This window comes from Pseudomonas lactis (genome assembly GCF_001439845.1).
Lineage (GTDB): Bacteria > Pseudomonadota > Gammaproteobacteria > Pseudomonadales > Pseudomonadaceae > Aquipseudomonas > Aquipseudomonas lactis.
The window spans coordinates 114874-133674 of record NZ_JYLO01000010.1; the positions used below are offsets into that span (position 1 = coordinate 114874).

Annotated in this window: 16 protein-coding genes; 9 read left to right on the forward strand and 7 right to left on the reverse strand. The window is 61.3% G+C overall.

Going from position 1 to position 18801, the window contains the following annotated elements; genetic code table 11:
- Window positions 1-28: 28 nt before the first annotated feature.
- The gene (locus tag TX24_RS18520; protein WP_057710844.1) at window positions 29-949 is read right to left on the reverse strand and encodes a LysR family transcriptional regulator; all 921 of its coding nucleotides are present in this window, start codon (window positions 947-949) and stop codon (window positions 29-31) included.
- Between the two features lie 174 nt (window positions 950-1123).
- On the opposite strand from TX24_RS18520, the gene TX24_RS18525 reads away from it, so the two are divergent.
- The 3 genes from TX24_RS18525 to TX24_RS18535 are packed head-to-tail and all read left to right on the forward strand — an operon-like array spanning window position 1124 to window position 3476.
- On the forward strand, window positions 1124-1864 hold the full coding sequence (locus TX24_RS18525; protein ID WP_003189620.1) for a 5-oxoprolinase subunit PxpA: 741 nt from the start codon (window positions 1124-1126) through the stop codon (window positions 1862-1864).
- On the forward strand, window positions 1861-2565 hold the full coding sequence (gene pxpB, locus TX24_RS18530; RefSeq protein WP_057710845.1) for a 5-oxoprolinase subunit PxpB: 705 nt from the start codon (window positions 1861-1863) through the stop codon (window positions 2563-2565). The genes TX24_RS18525 and pxpB overlap by 4 nt, the downstream gene beginning before the upstream one ends.
- Window positions 2562-3476: a 5-oxoprolinase subunit C family protein gene (locus tag TX24_RS18535; protein WP_003189623.1), complete on the forward strand. Its 915-nt coding sequence runs from the start codon at window positions 2562-2564 to the stop codon at window positions 3474-3476. Before pxpB ends, TX24_RS18535 begins: the two co-directional genes overlap by 4 nt.
- A 110-nt stretch (window positions 3477-3586) precedes the next feature.
- Here TX24_RS18535 and TX24_RS18540 read toward each other — a convergent pair whose 3' ends face one another.
- From TX24_RS18540 to TX24_RS18550, 3 genes are all read right to left on the reverse strand, one after another.
- Window positions 3587-4765, reverse strand: coding sequence for a vWA domain-containing protein (locus TX24_RS18540; protein WP_003189625.1), 1179 nt, complete (start codon window positions 4763-4765; stop codon window positions 3587-3589).
- Complete coding sequence (locus TX24_RS18545) at window positions 4765-5610, reverse strand: AAA family ATPase (RefSeq protein WP_003189627.1); 846 nt, start codon at window positions 5608-5610, stop codon at window positions 4765-4767. Before TX24_RS18545 ends, TX24_RS18540 begins: the two co-directional genes overlap by 1 nt.
- A 213-nt stretch (window positions 5611-5823) precedes the next feature.
- The gene (locus TX24_RS18550; protein WP_003189629.1) at window positions 5824-6900 is read right to left on the reverse strand and encodes a DUF748 domain-containing protein; all 1077 of its coding nucleotides are present in this window, start codon (window positions 6898-6900) and stop codon (window positions 5824-5826) included.
- Between the two features lie 127 nt (window positions 6901-7027).
- On the opposite strand from TX24_RS18550, the gene cysK reads away from it, so the two are divergent.
- Together cysK and TX24_RS18560 are read left to right on the forward strand one after the other, a co-directional pair.
- Window positions 7028-8002 (forward strand): cysteine synthase A, encoded by a 975-nt coding sequence (cysK, locus tag TX24_RS18555; protein ID WP_003189630.1) that lies wholly within the window; start codon window positions 7028-7030, stop codon window positions 8000-8002.
- 241 nt (window positions 8003-8243) lie between these two features.
- On the forward strand, window positions 8244-9182 hold the full coding sequence (locus TX24_RS18560; RefSeq protein ID WP_003189633.1) for an aspartyl/asparaginyl beta-hydroxylase domain-containing protein: 939 nt from the start codon (window positions 8244-8246) through the stop codon (window positions 9180-9182).
- A 177-nt stretch (window positions 9183-9359) separates the two neighbouring features.
- Here the strand turns inward: TX24_RS18560 and acnA are convergent, their stop codons facing one another.
- Window positions 9360-12101: an aconitate hydratase AcnA gene (acnA, locus tag TX24_RS18565; RefSeq protein WP_057710846.1), complete on the reverse strand. Its 2742-nt coding sequence runs from the start codon at window positions 12099-12101 to the stop codon at window positions 9360-9362.
- A 196-nt stretch (window positions 12102-12297) separates the two neighbouring features.
- On the opposite strand from acnA, the gene rlmM reads away from it, so the two are divergent.
- Together rlmM and tusA are read left to right on the forward strand one after the other, a co-directional pair.
- Entirely contained in the window at window positions 12298-13374 is a 1077-nt protein-coding gene (rlmM, locus tag TX24_RS18570; protein WP_003189635.1) for a 23S rRNA (cytidine(2498)-2'-O)-methyltransferase RlmM, read from the forward strand.
- Between the two features lie 129 nt (window positions 13375-13503).
- On the forward strand, window positions 13504-13746 hold the full coding sequence (gene tusA, locus TX24_RS18575; RefSeq protein ID WP_003189637.1) for a sulfurtransferase TusA: 243 nt from the start codon (window positions 13504-13506) through the stop codon (window positions 13744-13746).
- Here tusA and TX24_RS18580 read toward each other — a convergent pair.
- On the reverse strand, window positions 13743-15137 hold the full coding sequence (locus TX24_RS18580; protein WP_003189639.1) for an MATE family efflux transporter: 1395 nt from the start codon (window positions 15135-15137) through the stop codon (window positions 13743-13745). The two genes, tusA and TX24_RS18580, sit on opposite strands and share 4 nt — an antisense overlap.
- Window positions 15138-15298: 161 nt before the next feature.
- Between TX24_RS18580 and pdxB the strand changes: the two genes are divergently transcribed.
- On the forward strand, window positions 15299-16441 hold the full coding sequence (gene pdxB / locus TX24_RS18585) for a 4-phosphoerythronate dehydrogenase PdxB (protein ID WP_057710847.1): 1143 nt from the start codon (window positions 15299-15301) through the stop codon (window positions 16439-16441).
- Window positions 16442-16595: 154 nt separating this feature from the next.
- On the opposite strand, the gene TX24_RS32180 is transcribed toward pdxB, so the two are convergent.
- Window positions 16596-16769: a PA1571 family protein gene (locus TX24_RS32180; RefSeq protein ID WP_003189642.1), complete on the reverse strand. Its 174-nt coding sequence runs from the start codon at window positions 16767-16769 to the stop codon at window positions 16596-16598.
- 247 nt (window positions 16770-17016) lie between these two features.
- On the opposite strand from TX24_RS32180, the gene TX24_RS18595 reads away from it, so the two are divergent.
- Window positions 17017-18786, forward strand: coding sequence for an ABC transporter ATP-binding protein/permease (locus TX24_RS18595; RefSeq protein WP_032892853.1), 1770 nt, complete (start codon window positions 17017-17019; stop codon window positions 18784-18786).
- Window positions 18787-18801: the final 15 nt, after the last annotated feature.

The window sequence follows — 18801 nt, forward strand, 5'->3', positions numbered from 1 at the left end:
TGCATTCCCACGCAGAGCGTGGGAACGATCAGTCGGGTTTATTCAGTTGCATGCGTTCTGCACCGACTTGCTCGGCATAGCGGGCAACGACTTTCTGGCACAACCCCACAATCTCCTCCACCAACTCCACCCCCACACGCCACGACACCACCACCTGCAAGTTCGGCAGACGCTGGGCCATGGGCAGCATGACCAATTCCCCTCGCTGCAGTTCTTCGCTCACCAGCACCGGTGGCAGCGCGCCGATGCCGAAGCCATCGCGCAGCAACCGGGTGATCGCCGACACCGAGTTCACGCAGTTCATGCGCGGTGCGGCCACGCCATTGGCCTGCATCAAACTCAATACGTCCTGATGCGGGTGAGAGTTTTTCGAGTAGGTGATGATGCGTTCCTGGGCCAGTTCGGCGAGGGAAGCGTAGTCGCGGTTGTAGATCGACTGGCTGGCCACGATCCAGGCCATGGGGTGGCTGGCCAGTTCCAGGCTGCGCACGGTTTCCAGGCGCAGCAGGTCGGTTTGCAGGATCAGGTCGAGGAAACCTTTTTGCAGCTGATCGCTGAGGTTCAGCGCGGTATCGGCGACCAGCTCGATTTCCACCAGCGGGTACAGCTTCATCAGCTCAGCAACCAGGGGGCTGAGCCAGGTGTGGATCACCGTGTCCATCGCGCCAATCCGAATGCGCCCGACCTTGCTGCTGGTGGTCTCCAGGGACTGCTTCAAGCCCTGCATGGTCACCATCATCTGCTCGGCATAGTCGAGCACTTTCAAACCTTCCGGGGTCAGGCTCACGCCACGCGAATCACGCAGGAAAAGTTTCACCCCCAGCTCGCTTTCCAGCACCGCGATGCGGCTGGAGATCGAGGCTTGGGTGGTGAACAGCTTCTCGGCCGTCAGCCGGAAGCTCTTGAGCTTGGCCACCCAGACGAAGGTTTCGAGGAACTTCAAATTCATGGGATCAACTTTTTCTTATGCATGGATCGGTTTTTATTAGTTGGACGTCGCACCGGGTAAGCGCCAAAAATCGAGCTATTCCACGATAAGCGTCGTTGGGGTGTCAGGACAAGTTGCGAGTTCTGCGTAAAAAATCCCACACTACAAGAAAACAAAGCCTACAGGAGCGACCCCGTGAGCCGCATGCTACTGAACTGCGACATCGGCGAAAGCTTTGGCAACTGGACCATGGGTCTGGACGCCGAAGTCATGCCGTTCATTGATTGCGCCAACGTGGCTTGCGGTTTCCATGCCGGCGACCCGAGCATCATGCGCAAGACCGTCAGCCTGGCGTTCAAGCACGGCGTGCAAGTGGGCGCTCACCCGGCCTACCAGGACCTGCAAGGCTTCGGCCGGCGCTCCATGAATTACACGCCGCAGGAAATCCAGGACCTGTTGCACTACCAGATCGGCGCGCTGGACGGCATCTGCCGGGCCCAGGGCGGTCGCGTCAGCTATGTGAAACCCCATGGCGCGATGTACAACGACATGATGGCCAACCCGGCGCAATTGCGTGCGGTGATCCAGGCCGTGGCCGCCTACGGCGACCTGCCGCTGATGCTGCTGGCCACCCGCGACAACCGTGCGGCCCAAGCCTTGGGCGACGAATACGGCGTGACCCTGTGGTTCGAAGCCTTTGCCGACCGTGCCTATGACAGCAACGGCCATCTGGTGTCCCGCCAGTTGCCGGGCGCGGTGCACCACGATGCCGACACCATCGTGCAGCAGGCGCTAACCCTTTCCCGTGGCGAATCGCTGATTGCCAGCGACGGCAGCCCATTGGTGCTACAGGCCAATACCCTGTGTGTGCATGGCGACAACGCCAGCTCGGTTGCTGCCGTGCAGCGTATCCGCGAAGCGTTGAAAACAGCATGAACCCACGCATTGAAGTGGTGGCGATCGACTGCCTGATGGTGCGCCTGTTTGACGTGATCGCCGAAGCCAACATGCCGTGGATGCTCGCGGCTACCGAGCGCCTGCGCAACGGTTTTGACCCGGCCTTGGTGGACCTGGTGCCGTCCTACACCACCTTGATGGTGCATTACGATCTCACGGCGCTGACTCCGGCCCAGGCCCGGGCGCTGATCGACCAGGCCCTCACCGATCTGCAACCCCAGGCTCAGGGGAGTGGCCAGTGCCATGTGCTGCCAGTGTGGTACGACCTGAGTGTCGGCCCGGAACTGACCTTGCTGTCCCAGCGCAGCGGGCTGGCGGTGGAGGAGGTGATCCGCCGCCACAGCGCCCACGAATATCAGGTGTTCGCCCTCGGTTTTGCCCCTGGGTTTGCCTTTATGGGGCTGGTGGACGAAGTGCTCGCCACACCGCGCCTCAACACGCCGCGCAAACGCGTGGCCGCCGGCAGCGTCGGCATCGCTGAACGACAAACTGCCGCGTACCCGGTGGTGTCCCCAGGCGGCTGGAACCTGATCGGCCGCACCCCGGCCAAACTGTTCGACCGTGAGCGCGACGGCTACAGCCTGATGCAGCCCGGCGACACGGTGCGTTTCGCCCCGGTCAGCCACGCCGAATTCGTCAACCTGGGTGGCGATGACACGCCGCTGGAGGCGCAGGCATGAGCCGCTTGATCATCGAGGCCAGTACGCCGCTGTGCCTGTTGCAGGACGCCGGGCGGTTTGGCGTGCGTCATCTGGGCGTGACCCAGGGCGGCGCGCTGGATTGGGTGTCGATGGCCTGGGCCAACTGGCTGCTGGACAATGCCCTGGATGCCCCGGTGGTGGAAATCACCCTCGGCGGCCTTACCGTGCAGGCCGAGGACTATTGCCTGCTGGCCCTGGCCGGTGCGGATCTGGGCGCCTATGTCGATGAGCGTGCGATAAGCCCGGGTCGCAGTTTTATTCTGCAAAAGGGCCAACGCCTGCGCTTCACCCAACCGTTCAACGGGGCACGCGCTTATCTGGCCGCGCCCGGTGGCTTTGATGCGCAGGCTGTACTGGGCAGTTGTGCCACGGTCGTGCGCGAAGCGCTGGGCGGGGTGGACGGTTTCGGCAAGGCCTTGGCCGAAGGCGGGCGGTTGGCCTACTCCGGTACGGGCGGTGCAATGAAGGTGCTGGCCAAGCCGGAGTTGCAGTCCGGTGCCTCATTGGACGTGATCATCGGCGCGCAGATAGGCCAGTTCAGCGGGCAGAGCCTGTTCGATGCTTTCAACACCGAATGGGCTCTGGACAGCCGTGCAGACCGCATGGGCATGCGTTTGCTCGGTACGCCGTTGCAATACCAGGGGCCGTCGTTGATTTCCGAAGGGATTCCATTGGGCGCGATCCAGGTGCCACCGGATGGGCAGCCGATTGTGTTGCTCAATGACCGGCAGACGATCGGTGGTTATCCGCGGTTGGGCGCGTTGACGCCTTTATCCTTGGCGCGGCTGGCGCAGTGCTTGCCGGGGGAGAAGGTGCGGTTGGCACCGGTGGTGCAGGAGGCGGCGCATCGGCAGCACATCAAGTTTTTGCAGCGCTTTGCTGACTGCTAAAAGCATCGCAGGCAAGCCAGCTCCCACATGTTGATTGCATTTCAAAGTTGGAATGCATTCCTCTGTGGGAGCTGGCTTGCCTGCGATGAGGCCGGCCGGGACACCACCGCCTATTTGGAGAGAAAGCGCATACCTTCTTCCAGCCCGCGCAGCGTCAGCGGATACATCTGATCCTCCACCAACTCCCGCACAATCCCCGTCGACGCCGTATAGCCCCAGGTATCTTTTGGGTAGGGGTTAATCCAGATCAGCTTCTTGTACTTTGCCATGAAGCGCTGCATCCACACATACCCCGGCTCCTCGTTCCAATGCTCGACGCTGCCACCGGCCTGAGTGATTTCATAGGGCGCCATGGCCGCATCACCGATAAAGATCACTTTGTAGTCGGCGCCGTACTTATGCAGCAGATCCTGGGTGGACGTGCGCTCCGAGGTGCGACGCTGATTGTTCTTCCACACCGACTCGTACACAAAGTTATGGAAGTAGAAGTACTCCAGGTGCTTGAACTCGGTCTTGCACGCGGAGAACAGCTCTTCGCAGATCTTCACGTGGGCATCCATCGAGCCGCCGATATCGAACAGCAGCAACAGCTTGATGGTGTTACGCCGCTCGGGGCGCATCTGGATATTCAGCAAGCCGGCATCGCGGGCGGTGTGGTCGATGGTGCCGTCGATGTCCAGCTCTTCGGCCGCACCCTGGCGCGCAAACTTGCGCAGGCGGCGCAGGGCGATCTTGATGTTGCGCGTGCCCAGTTCCACCTGGTCGTCCAGGTTCTTGTACTCGCGCTGGTCCCAGACTTTTACCGCCTTGCCCTGGCGCTTGCCGGCGTCGCCGACGCGAATGCCTTCGGGGTTGTAGCCACCGGAACCAAAGGGGCTGGTGCCGCCGGTGCCGATCCACTTGTTGCCACCGGCGTGGCGTTCTTTCTGTTCTTCCAGGCGTTTCTTGAATTCCTCGATCAGCTTGTCGAGGCCACCGAGGGACTGGATCTGCGCGCGTTCTTCATCGCTCAAGGAACGTTCGAACTCCTTGCGCAGCCATTCTTCGGGGATCAGTGCCTGCAGGTGGTCGTCGAGCTTTTCCAGGCCGTTGAAATAGGCGCCGAAGGCCCGGTCGAACTTGTCGAAATGCCGCTCGTCCTTGACCAGGATCGCCCGGGCCAAGTAGTAGAACTCGTCCATGTCGGCGAAGGTCACGCGCTGTTTGAGCGCGTTGATCAGGTCGAGCAGCTCGCGCACCGACACCGGCACCTTGGCGGCACGCATCTCATTGAACAGGTTGAGCAGCATCAGCGATTACCGCGACGGCTCATGAACGCCAGACGCTCCAGCAACTGCACGTCTTGCTCGTTCTTAACCAAAGCGCCGGCCAGGGGCGGGATGGCCTTGGTCGGGTCGCGCTCGCGCAGCACCGCTTCGCCAATATTGTCGGCCATCAGCAGCTTGAGCCAGTCGACCAGCTCGGAGGTGGAAGGTTTTTTCTTCAGGCCCGGCACCTTGCGCACATCGAAGAACACATCCAGCGCTTCGCTGACCAGGTCTTTCTTGATGTCCGGGTAGTGCACATCCACGATCTTTTGCAGGGTGGTGCGGTCGGGGAAGGCGATGTAGTGGAAGAAGCAGCGGCGCAGGAACGCGTCCGGCAGCTCTTTTTCGTTGTTGGAGGTAATAATGATGATCGGGCGTTTCTTGGCCTTGATGGTCTCGTCGATTTCGTAGACGTAGAACTCCATCTTGTCGAGTTCTTGCAGCAGGTCGTTGGGGAACTCGATGTCGGCCTTGTCGATTTCATCGATCAGCAGGATCACCCGCTCTTCGGACTCGAAGGCTTCCCACAGCTTGCCCTTCTTCAGGTAGTTGCGCACATCGTGCACCTTGTCCACGCCCAGTTGTGAGTCACGCAGGCGGCTGACCGCGTCGTACTCGTACAGGCCCTGGTGTGCCTTGGTGGTGGACTTGATGTGCCAGGTGATCAACCTGGCACCGAAGGATTCGGCCAGTTGCTCGGCAAGCATGGTCTTGCCGGTGCCCGGTTCGCCCTTGACCAGCAGCGGCCGCTCCAGGGTGATGGCGGCGTTGACGGCCAGTTTCAGGTCATCGGTAGCCACATAGGCCTGGGTGCCTTCGAACTTCATCGGTCATTCCTCGAATTCATCAATGGCCTGACTATACCGCGCAGCCCCGGCGACTGTGAACGCAGACGGGGCATTCAGTCTCTGAATGGCGGGTCACATCAGCCCTGGCCCATGCAGGACGTGTGGGAGCTGGCTTGCCTGCGATAGCGGTGTATCAGCGACAGATTAGTTAACTGACCCACCGCCATCGCAGGCAAGCCAGCTCCCACAGGGTTAATCAGCGCTGGGCTTGGGCTGTTCGTAACGGGCATTGAACGCCTGGATAAACCCATTGCGCAGAATCGCGATCACCGCCGAAAACGCACTGACATTTTGCTGATGCACGCTACCGCTCAGCTCTACACGGGTGGCGAACTGGTTTTTACGCTGGTTTTTCAGCACGGTTTCGCTGGCGCCCACCACGGCTTCCCAGATCGAGCGGAAGATATTCTTGTCCTGGTTTTCAACGTCTTGTTGCCAGTCGAACACCTCCACATCGCGCAGCAGCGGCTTGATGTAGCCGGTGAGCCGGCCATTTTCCGCCTGGGCTTCGATCACCACATCGCCCGTGCCGGCCTTGAAGTCGAACTTGCCATAGGCCGATGCGAAGTCATTCATGCGCTTGAGTTGCAGGTCGCGGGCGCGGAAGCGGAACTCGAACTCTTCGAAATCGCTCAGCGGATCAAAGGTGGCGTTGGCCTCCAGAGGCGCCTGGCCTTGCAGGAGTGCCTTGCCTTCGAAGCGGGCGTCGCGCTTGCCTTTGACATCCACCACATTGGTCAAGTTATAGAAGCTGGCGTTGACCCCGGTGGCGTTGATATTCACCTGGGGCTTGGAGCTGAAGTTATGGAAGGCGATCTCACCGTCTTCGATGCGCACTTCGTTGAGGGTGATCGGTAACAGTTTGCGCAGTTGCTCCTGCCAGTCGGTGCCTTTACCGGTCTGGGACGCCTGCTTGTTGGCACCGCCATCGACAAAGTTGATCTGCGGGCGCACAAAATGCCCCTCGGCCACGACGGCATGGTCGTACCACAGCGAATGCCAGCTCACCGCGAACTCGATCAGCGGTGCCTTGACGAACGGCACCGGGACCTTGCCGTCCACCTTGACGATTTGCAGGCCATTGATCCGGTAGGCGCCGCGCCATAGCGCCAGGTCCACATCGGCAATCTCGCCACGGTAATCGCCCATGTTGGCGAGTTTGTCGTTCAGGTAGTTGCGCACCAGGTAGGGCAGCGCAAGGTGGATGGCAATCAAGACCAGCACCAGAGCGGCGATGGTCCCTAACGGCCAACTGTAGCGACGTTTCATAGGGCAGTTCTCCTTGCTTGTAGGAGATTGACTGTTCTGATGAACGCAACGTTCCTCCGTCTGGACGCTTGGGAGTACGCGGCATACCCTTGGGGCCTTTCCCAACGCCTCGACAATAGGAACCGCCATGAGCCGTATCTTTGCAGACAACGCGCACTCCATCGGTAACACGCCCCTGGTTCAGATCAACCGCATCGCACCGCGTGGCGTGACGATCCTGGCCAAGATCGAAGGGCGCAACCCGAGTTATTCGGTGAAGTGCCGCATTGGCGCAAGCATGGTCTGGGATGCAGAAAGCAGCGGCAAGCTCAAGCCGGGCATGACCATCGTCGAGCCCACTTCGGGCAACACCGGTATCGGCCTGGCCTTTGTCGCCGCTGCCCGTGGCTACAAGTTGCTGCTGACCATGCCGTCGTCAATGAGCCTTGAGCGCCGTAAAGTGCTCAAGGCTCTGGGCGCCGAGCTGGTGCTGACCGAGCCGGCCAAGGGCATGAAGGGTGCCATCGACAAGGCCGCCGAGATCGTCGCCAGCGACCCGGCCACCTACTTTATGCCGGCCCAGTTCGACAACCCGGCAAACCCTGCGATCCACGAGAAAACCACCGGCCCGGAAATCTGGAACGACACCGATGGCGCCGTGGACGTGCTGGTGGCGGGCGTGGGAACCGGCGGCACCATCACCGGGGTATCACGCTATATCAAGAACACCGCGGGCAAGCCGATTCTGTCGGTGGCCGTGGAGCCCATGGTTTCCCCGGTGATCACCCAGGCCTTGGCGGGTGAAGAGATCAAGCCCAGCCCGCACAAGATCCAGGGGATCGGCGCCGGTTTTGTGCCGAAAAACCTCGACCTGTCGATGGTCGACCGGGTGGAGCTGGCGACCGACGAGGAGTCCAAGGCCATGGCCCGGCGCTTGATGCTGGAAGAGGGCATTCTGTGCGGGATCTCCTGTGGCGCCGCCATGGCGGTGGCCGTGCGCCTGGCCGAGAAGCCGGAGATGCAGGGCAAGACTATTGTGGTGATCTTGCCGGACTCCGGTGAGCGCTACCTGTCGAGCATGTTATTCAGCGATTTGTTTACCGAACAGGAAAACCAAGCCTGAATCGACTGTAGGAGCGAGCTCGCTCGCGAAAAACCTGAGAACGCCACGTTGTATCAGTAAACCCGCGTTATCGTTGACGTTCTTCGCGAGCAAGCTCGCTCCTACAGGTGTTGATACAGGTCAGTCTGGTTTCCTGGGCCTTCTGCATAATGGTTCAAGTGTTTATCATGGCCGGCTGCTACGTCTGGTTTCCCATTGACGGAAATTTGCTGGCCAGGCGCTTATTTCCAGGAGTTGCTGCATGACCTTTTCTTTGGCCGCCAAACTGTCGGTGTTGCTGCTGTTCATCGGCAGCACGCTGTATGTGCACCTGCGTGGCAAGGCCCGTTTGCCGATGTTGCGTCAGTTCGTCAACCATTCGGCGCTGTTCGCCCCGTATAACGCCCTGATGTACCTGTTTTCCGCGGTGCCGTCCAAGCCCTACCTGGACCGCAGCAAGTTCCCGGAACTGGATGTGCTCAAGGACAACTGGGAAGTGATCCGCGAAGAGGCCATGCACCTGTTCGACGAGGGCTACATCCGCGCCGCCGAAAAGAACAACGACGCCGGCTTCGGTTCATTCTTCAAGAAGGGCTGGAAGCGTTTCTACCTTAAGTGGTACGACAAACCGCTGCCTTCGGCCGAGGCGCTGTGCCCCAAGACCGTGGCGTTGGTGAGCAGCATTCCTAACGTCAAGGGCGCGATGTTCGCGTTGTTGCCTGGCGGCAGCCACCTCAACCCGCACCGCGACCCGTTCGCCGGTTCCCTGCGTTATCACCTGGGGCTTGCCACGCCGAACTCTGACGACTGCCGTATCTTCGTCGACGGCCAGGTTTACGCCTGGCGCGACGGTGAAGACGTGATGTTCGACGAGACCTACGTGCACTGGGTGAAAAACGAAACCGAACAGACCCGTGTGATCCTGTTCTGCGACATTGAGCGCCCATTGAGCAACCGCGTGATGACCCGCATCAACCGCTGGGTCAGCAAGCAGCTGGGCCGCGCGACCGCACCGCAGAACCTCGATGACGAGCGCGTGGGCGGCATCAACCAGGCGTACGCCTGGAGCAAGACCTTCAGCGACAAGTTCAGCGGCCAGGTCAAGCAGTGGAAGCGCAAGCATCCCAAGGCCTACCGCATTGCGCGGCCGGTGCTGGCGGTGGTGGTGTTGGTACTGCTGTGGAAGTGGCTGTTCGGCTAAACCGCACACCATAAAAAGGCGCTGTATCGAAAGATACAGCGCCTTTTTTATGCCTGGAATGTGATCAAAACTGTGGGAGCTGGCTTGCCTGCGGTGGCGGAGTATCAGCTATAAAAAGGTTGACTGACCCACCGCTTTCGCAGGCAAGCCAGCTCCCACATTTGATCTGCGTTGCTCTTAAGAGGCGATCAACTGGCGCAGCACGTAGTGCAGAATCCCACCCGCCTTGAAGTACTCCACTTCATTCAAGGTATCAATCCGGCACAGCACCTCAACCTTCTCGCTGCTGCCATCCTCGCGAGTGATCACCAGCGTCAGGTTCATCCGCGGCTCGATCTCGGCAGCGGTCAGCCCGAGGATATCGATCTTCTCCTTGCCGGTGAGCTTGAGCGTCTTGCGGTTCTGATCCAGTTTGAACTGCAACGGCAAGACGCCCATGCCTACCAGGTTGGAGCGGTGGATACGCTCGAAGCTCTCGGCGATCACCGCCTTGACGCCCAGCAGGTTGGTACCCTTGGCCGCCCAGTCGCGGCTGGAGCCGGTGCCGTATTCTTGGCCGGCGATCACCACCAGCGGTGTGCCGGAGGCCTGGTACTTCATGGCCGCATCGTAGATCGCCATTTTCTCGCCAGTGGGGATATACAGCGTGTTACCGCCTTCTTCGCCGCCGAGCATTTCATTGCGGATACGGATATTGGCAAAGGTGCCGCGCATCATCACTTCATGGTTACCCCGGCGTGAACCGTAGGAGTTGAAGTCACGCGGCTCCACGCCCTGTTCGCGCAGGTAGCGCCCGGCCGGGCTGTCGGCCTTGATATTGCCGGCAGGGGAGATGTGGTCGGTGGTTACCGAATCCCCCAGCAGGGCCAGCACGTTGGCGCCCTTGACGTCCGCGATCACCGGCAGCGGGCCGGCGATGTCGTCGAAGAACGGCGGGTGCTGGATATAGGTGGAATCCGGCTGCCACACGTAGGTGGCTGCCTGCGGCACTTCAATGGCTTGCCACTGCTCGTCGCCGGCAAACACTTCGGCATATTCCTTGTGGAACATGCTGGTGCTGACTTGGGCCACCGCCTCGGCGATTTCCTGGCTGCTGGGCCAGATGTCCTTCAGGTACACCGGATTACCCTGCTGGTCATTGCCCAGCGGCTCGCTGCTGATGTCGATGCGCACGGTGCCGGCCAACGCGTAAGCGACGACCAGGGGCGGCGAGGCCAGCCAGTTGGTTTTCACCAGAGGGTGCACGCGGCCTTCGAAGTTACGGTTACCGGACAGCACCGACGCGACGGTGAGGTCGGCCTTCTGGATGGCTTTTTCGATCGGCTCGGGCAGGGGCCCGGAGTTGCCGATACAGGTGGTGCAGCCGTAGCCCACCAGGTCGAAGCCAAGCTTGTCCAGGTATTGGGTGAGGCCCGCCGCCTTGTAGTAGTCGGTGACCACTTTGGAGCCCGGCGCCAGGGAGCTTTTCACCCAGGGCTTGCGGGTCAGGCCTTTTTCCACGGCTTTCTTTGCCACCAGCCCGGCGGCCATCATCACGCTGGGGTTGGAGGTGTTGGTGCAGGAGGTAATCGCGGCAATCACCACTGCGCCGTTTTTCAGGCGATAGGTGTTGCCTTCGTATTCATAATCCGCCTCGCCGACCAGGTCCGCATTGCCCACGGCAACGCCGCCTCCGCCTTCGCTTTCCAGGCGGCCTTCTTCTTTGCTGGTGGGCTTGAATTGCAGGTCGAGAAAATCGCTGAACGCTTGGCCTACATTCGGCAGGGCGACACGGTCCTGGGGACGTTTGGGCCCGGCAAGGCTGGCCTCGACAGTGCCCATGTCCAGAGCCAGGGTGTCGGTGAAGATTGGCTCCTGGCCGGCATTGCGCCACAGGCCCTGGGCCTTGGTATAGGCTTCCACCAGTTTGACCGTCTCAGCCGGGCGGCCGGACAGGCGCAGGTAGTCCAGGGTCACTTTATCCACCGGGAAAAAACCACAGGTCGCGCCGTATTCCGGGGCCATGTTGGCGATGGTCGCGCGGTCGGCCAGGGGCAAATCGGCCAGGCCGTCGCCGTAGAACTCGACGAACTTGCCCACCACGCCTTTCTTGCGCAGCATTTGCGTCACGGTCAGCACCAGGTCGGTGGCGGTGATGCCTTCCTTGAGCTTGCCGGTGAGCTTGAAACCGATCACTTCCGGGATCAGCATCGACACCGGCTGGCCGAGCATGGCCGCTTCGGCTTCGATCCCGCCCACGCCCCAGCCGAGTACGCCGAGGCCGTTGATCATGGTGGTGTGGGAGTCGGTGCCGACCAGGGTGTCGGGGAAGGCGTAGGTGCGGCCGTCTTCCTCTTTGGTCCACACGGTGCGGCCCAGGTATTCGAGGTTGACCTGGTGGCAGATGCCGGTGCCCGGCGGCACCACGCTGAAGTTGTCGAAGGCGCTCTGGCCCCAGCGCAGGAAGGCGTAGCGTTCGCCGTTGCGCTGCATTTCGATATCGACGTTCTGTTCAAAGGCGCTGGTGCTGCCGAACTTGTCGACCATCACCGAGTGGTCAATCACCAGGTCCACCGGTGACAGCGGGTTGATGCGCTGCGGGTCACCGCCGGCCTTGGCCACGGCGGCGCGCATGGCGGCCAGGTCGACCACGGCGGGTACGCCGGTAAAGTCTTGCATCAGCACGCGAGCGGGGCGGTACTGGATCTCGCGGTCCGACTGGCGCGCCTTGAGCCAGGCGGCGATGGCCTTGAGGTCGGTGCCGGTGACGGTCTTGGCGTCTTCCCAGCGCAGCAGGTTTTCCAGCAGCACCTTGAGGGACATCGGCAGCTTGTCCAGGTCACCCAGGCTCTTGGCGGCTTCGGGCAGGCTGAAGTAGTGGTAGGTTTTGCTGTCTATGTGCAGTGTCTTAAGGGTTCTCAGGCTATCAAGGGATGACATTACATGACTCCTTATGGTCCGCACGGCTACGGACCTGACGGGACGAACAGAGCTATCACGTTAGCGCTGTTTTCATTAGCAGGCTAATAACTGGACTCTATCGCTGAGTCCAAGGTTCCGAACTCGGCTATCATGCGCGCGTTTTCATGACAGGTATTGCGATAGCGCAAGGCCAGTTGATTCACCAGGAGATTCAATGAACACCCTTTTTATGCACTGCCGCCCGGGTTTTGAAGGCGAAGTCTGTTCCGAGATCGCGGAGCACGCCGCGCGCCTGAACGTGTCCGGCTACGCCAAGGCCAAGACCGGCAGCGCCTGCGCCGAATTTGTCTGCACCGAAGAAGATGGCGCCCAGCGCCTGATGCACGGCCAGCGCTTTGCCGAGCTGATCTTCCCCCGGCAGTGGGCGCGCGGGGTGTTTATCGACCTGCCGGAAACCGACCGCATCAGCGTGATCCTCGCCCACCTGCGCGAATTCCCCGTGTGCGGCAGCCTGTGGCTGGAGATGGTCGACACCAACGACGGCAAGGAGCTGTCGAACTTCTGCAAGAAATTCGAAGTGCACCTGCGCAAAGCCCTGCTTAACGCCGGCAAGCTGGTGGACGACCCGAGCAAGCCGCGCCTGCTGCTGACCTTCAAGAGCGGCCGCGAAGTGTTCATGGGCCTGGCCGAATCGAACAACTCGGCGATGTGGCCCATGGGCATTCCGCGCCTCAAGTTCCCGCGTGACGCGCCCAGCCGTTCGACCCTCAAGCTGGAGGAAGCCTGGCACCACTTTATCCCCCGTGACCAGTGGGACGAGCGCCTGCACGGCGACATGACCGGCGTCGACCTCGGCGCAGCGCCAGGCGGCTGGACCTGGCAACTGGTCAACCGTGGCATGCTGGTGACCGCCATCGACAACGGCCCCATGGCTGAAAGCCTGATGGATACCGGCCTGGTGCAGCATCTGATGGCCGACGGCTTCACCTTCGTGCCCAAGCAGCCGGTAGACTGGATGGTCTGCGACATCGTTGAGAAGCCCGCGCGCAACGCGGCACTCTTGGAAACTTGGATTGGAGAAGGGCATTGCCGCGAGGCGGTGGTGAACCTGAAGTTGCCGATGAAGCAGCGTTACGCCGAAGTGAAGCGTTTGCTGGAGCGCATCGAAGAGGGCTTCAAGGCGCGCGGCATTCGTGTGGAGATTGGCTGCAAGCAGCTCTACCACGACCGCGAAGAGGTCACCTGCCACTTGCGTCGTCTGATAGACATAAAGAAATCTAAAGGCCGCTGATATTAAATGTGGGAGCTGGCTTGCCTGCGAAAGCGGTATAACAGTCGAAATTTATGTTGAATGTGCCCCCGTCATCGCGGGCAAGCCCGCTCCCACATTGCTGAGCGGTGCCAGTTTTAGGAGTGAAGTATGAGTCTTGAACCTGTTGACGGTACCCTCGACGCCACCGGCCTCAACTGCCCGGAACCCGTGATGATGCTGCACCAGCACATCCGCGACCTGCCGGCGGGCGGCCTGCTCAAGGTGATCGCGACCGACCCGTCGACCCGTCGCGATATCCCCAAGTTCTGCGTGTTTCTCGACCACGAACTGGTGGATCAGCAGGAAGATGCTGGCACCTACCTGTACTGGATCCGCAAGAAAGCCGATTAAGCCTGCGCCTTTTCGGCCCGGATGCGCCGGCGTGCACTGCGCGCCAGGCGCACCACCAGCATCCCCGCCGCACAGCTCAAGCCCACGATCAGCCCTTGCCATAAACCGCTCGGGCCGCTGGGCTCGCCGAGCCAGTTTGTCAGGCCCAGGGCGTAACCCACCGGCAGGCCCACGCCCCAGTAGGCGAACAAGGTCAGCACCATGGTCACCCGGGTGTCCTGATAGCCGCGCAATGCGCCCGCGGCGGTGACCTGGATCGAGTCGGAGAACTGGAACAACGCCGAGAACACAATCAGCATCGACGCCAAGTGGATCACCACCGGGTCAGGGGTGTAGATCGCTGCAATCTGCTCGCGAAACAGCAGCATCAAGCTGCAGGAAAAACACGCGTACGCCAGGGCGGTGCCCATGCCGACGCCGGCGGCGAAGCGAGCTTCCCGGGGTTCGCCGCGCCCCAACGCCTGGCCGACCCGCACGGTGACGGCCATGCTCAGGGAATAGGGGATCATGAACACCAGGGAGCTGACGTTCAGGGCTATCTGGTGACCGGAGACCACCGTGGCGCCCAGGCTGCCAAGCAACAGGGCAATCACCGCGAAAATGCTCGACTCGGCGAAGATCGCCACACCAATCGGCAGGCCTATGCCCAATATGCGCTTGATCACCGTCCATTGCGGCCAGTCGAAGCGCTTGAACAATTCGCTGCTTTGATAGGCCGCGCCCCAGCGCGTCCAGATGGCCAGGCCGATCATCATCACCCACATCGCAATGGCGGTAGCCCAGCCACAGCCCACGCCGCCCATGGCCGGTACGCCAAAGTGGCCGTAGATGAAGATGTAGTTCAGCGGAATATTCAGCGCCAACCCGCACAAGCCCATGACCATGCTCGGCCGTGTGCGGCCCAGGCCGTCACTGAAACAGCGAAACACGTAGTACAACGCAACCGCCGGCATACCGGCGGCGATGCCGTGCAGGTAGCCCATGGACGGCTCGATCAGGTCGGGCTCGACCTTCATGGCATGCAGGATCGGCTCGGCGCACAGCAACAGCAGCGCGCCGCAGAGACCGACCACCACGGCCAACCACAACGATTGGCGCACCAGAGGCCCGATCTCGGTGAGTTTGCCCGCGCCATAACGCTCGGCAACTTTCGGTGTGGTGGCCAGCAGAGTACCGGTCATCAACAGGTACACCGGGATCCAGATCGAATTACCCAGGCCCACCGCCGCCAGGTCCTGCGGGCTCACGCGCCCAGCCATCACCGCATCGACGAAGCTCATCGCGGTGGTTGCCAGTTGGCCAATCATGATCGGCAAGGCCAGCGTCAGCAGGCCGCGCACTTCCCGGCTGATGCGGGCGGGGCGGGAGAGGGTAGCGGTGGCAGTGTTCACGTACAGGTGTCCAATAAAAAGGCAGTCGCAAGGACGGCGGATTCTACGCGTTGACGCAGTGGTCAGGAAAAAACCTGTGTTAGGGATTTGTAAGCAATGCGCCCAGGCCAGCTCCTACACAGGATCTTCTGTACACTGCCAATCCGCCAAAGGAGCCTGCCATGCTGATTGTTGCCGACGAAAATATCCCGCTGCTCGATGCATTCTTCGAAGGGTTTGGCGAGATTCGCCGTGTGCCCGGCCGTTCCATCGACCGCGCCACGGTCGAGCAGGCCGATGTACTGCTGGTGCGCTCGGTGACCAACGTCAACCGCGCCCTGCTCGAGGGCAGTAAGGTGCGTTTTGTCGGCACTTGCACCATCGGCACCGACCACCTGGACCTCGACTACTTCAAGCAAGCAGGTATCCAGTGGTCCAGCGCGCCCGGCTGCAATGCGCGTGGGGTGGTGGACTACGTGCTCGGCAGCTTGCAGACCCTGGCTGAAATCGAAGGCGCCGACCTCAAGCAGCGCACCTACGGTATCGTCGGTGCCGGTGAAGTCGGCGGGCGGTTGGTCAAGGTGCTCAAGGGCCTGGGCTGGAATGTGTTGGTGTGCGACCCACCGCGCCAGGTCACCGAAGACGGTGATTACGTCAGCCTGCAGCAGATCATCGAGCACTGTGACGTGATCAGCTTGCATACGCCGCTGATCAAGTCCGGCAATGGTTCGACCTGGCACCTGTTTGATCGCCAGCGCCTGGAACAGCTCAAGCCGGGCACCTGGCTGATCAATGCCAGCCGGGGCGCGGTGGTGGATAACGCCGCCCTGCGCGAGGTGTTGCTGGCGCGCGAAGACCTGCAAGCGGTGCTGGACGTGTGGGAAGGCGAGCCCGAGGTGGATGTCGAGCTGGCAGACCTGTGCGTGCTGGCCACGCCCCATATCGCCGGCTACAGCCTCGATGGCAAACAGCGCGGCACCGCGCAGATTTACCAGGCGCTGTGCGCGCACCTGGGCCAGGAACCGAGTATTCACTTAAGTGATTTGCTGCCGGCCCCCTGGCTGGCCGAGATGCACCTTAACGCTACGACTGACCCGGCCTGGGCGCTGGCGACCTTGTGCCGCAGTGTGTACGACCCACGCCGTGACGATGCGGATTTCCGTCGCAGCCTCGTGGGCACCGTGCATGAGCAGCGCCAGGCCTTTGACCTGCTGCGCAAGCACTATCCGGAGCGTCGCGAGATCGATGGGTTGAAGGTGCGCATCAACGGGGAGTCGGCGGTGCTGTCGCAGATCGTGGCTGCTCTGGGCGCCGAACACCTATAACTGTAGGAGCGAGCTTGCTCGCGAAAAACGTCAACGATAACGCAGCGTTTCTGATTTAACGCGGCGCCCTCAGGTTTTTCGCGAGCAACCTCGCTCCTACAGGGGGCATAAAAAACCCGGCCACCTGGGCCGGGTTTGAAAGAGCGTGGGCGCTTCAGCCTTGCTGGGCAGGCTTGACCAGTCGCTGTTCCAGTTCGCTGCAGGCTTGCTGGATCATTTCTTCGGTAATCTGCACTTCCTGGCCTTTGGCATCGATATACGAGCAAGGCAGCTGTTGCGGCTGGCGGATCACTTCAATCTTGGCGTCGCTGCTATTTTGCAAGGTCATGGCCTGTCTCCTCATCAGGTTGTGTACCTACTTTAATTCCCCCGCATGAACGCGCCGTTACAACTCCTTACACGCTCATCGGTTTGAACACCCAGTCCACCAGAAACCGGTACATATTTCCAGATGAGGCTTAGACCGATAGCCTCTAGCGGCCTGCATCGGTGGGCATAATTAACCTGACTCATTGTTATTCGCGCAAGTTCCCCCAATGTTGGAGGGTACAGATTCCTCATTGGTGATACCTCCCATGTTCTCCATCCGTCAACGCCGTGCGATTCGCCTGGCCAGCCGCTTTATCGCGCCCTACCGCTGGCAGGCGCTTGGCGCACTGCTGGCGCTGATCGTCACCGCTGGCATCACCTTGTCCATGGGGCAGGGCATACGCCTGCTGGTGGACCAGGGCTTCATGACTCAGTCGCCGCACCTGCTCAACCAGTCCATCGGCCTGTTCATGCTGCTGGTGCTCGGCCTGGCCGTGGGCACCTTCACGCGGTTTTACCTGGTGTCGTGGATTGGCGAGCGGGTGGTGGCCGATATTCGCCGGCAAGTGTTCAACCACCTGATCTACCTGCACCCAGGCTTCTACGAGAACAACCGCAGCTCCGAAATCCAGTCGCGGCTGACCACCGACACCACCTTGCTGCAATCGGTGATCGGCTCATCGCTGTCGCTGTTTTTGCGCAATGCCCTTATGGTCATCGGCGGCATCGTGTTGCTGTTTATCACGAACCCCAAACTCACCAGCATCGTGGTGGTGGCGTTGCCGCTGGTGCTGGCGCCGATCCTGATTTTCGGACGTCGGGTGCGCAGCCTGTCGCGTTTGAGCCAGGACCGTATCGCGGACGTTGGCAGCTATGTCGCCGAGACCTTGGGCCAGATCAAGACCGTGCAGGCCTATAACCATCAGGTGCAGGACGAACAGCGCTTTGCCGTCACCGTCGAGGACGCCTTCATCACCGCACGTAAGCGCATCTTGCAGCGCTCATGGCTGATTACCCTGGTGATCATGCTGGTGCTCGGCGCGGTAGGCGTGATGCTGTGGGTGGGCGGCATGGACGTGATCAGCGGGCGTATTTCCGGCGGTGAGCTGGCGGCGTTCGTGTTCTACAGCCTGATTGTCGGCAGCGCCGTTGGCACCCTGAGCGAAGTGCTCGGCGAGTTGCAGCGTGCCGCTGGGGCGGCGGAGCGGATCGGTGAGCTGTTGCAGTCAGGCAACGACATCCAGGCGCCGGCCACTGGCGGTGTACGTTTGCCGGAACGGGTCAGCGGCCGCATGGAACTGCAAGACCTGCGCTTTTCCTACCCGTCACGGCCGGACAGCTACGCCATCGATGGCTTGAACCTGACCATCAACCCGGGCGAAACCCTGGCGTTGGTAGGGCCGTCCGGCGCGGGCAAATCGACGATCTTCGACCTGCTGCTGCGTTTCTACGACCCCCAGCAAGGCCGCATCCTGCTTGAAGGTCAACCGTTGACCGAGCTTGACCCGTTAGACCTGCGTCGCCATTTCGCCCTGGTGTCCCAGAGCCCGGCGCTGTTCTTCGGCAGCGTCGAAGACAACATCCGCTACGGCAACCCGTCCGCCACCACCGCCCAGGTGGAAGCCGCCGCGCGTATTGCCCACGCCCACGACTTCATCCTGCAAATGCCCGACGGCTACCAAACCCACCTCGGCGAAAGTGGCCAGGGCCTCTCTGGCGGCCAGCGCCAACGCCTGGCCATCGCCCGCGCCTTGCTGGTCGACGCGCCGATCCTGCTGCTGGACGAAGCCACCAGCGCCCTCGACGCTCAGAGCGAACACCTGATCCAACAAGCCCTGCCGCAGCTCATGCAGGGGCGCACCACGCTGGTCATCGCGCATCGTTTGGCCACGGTGAAGAATGCCGACCGCATTGCGGTAATGGACCAGGGCAAGCTGGTGGCGGTGGGCACGCATCAGCAGTTGATTGCGAGCAATCCGTTGTATGCGCGGTTGGCGGCGTTGCAGTTCAACGATGGAGATGAACAGGTGAAATAAAAAATGCCCGCATCT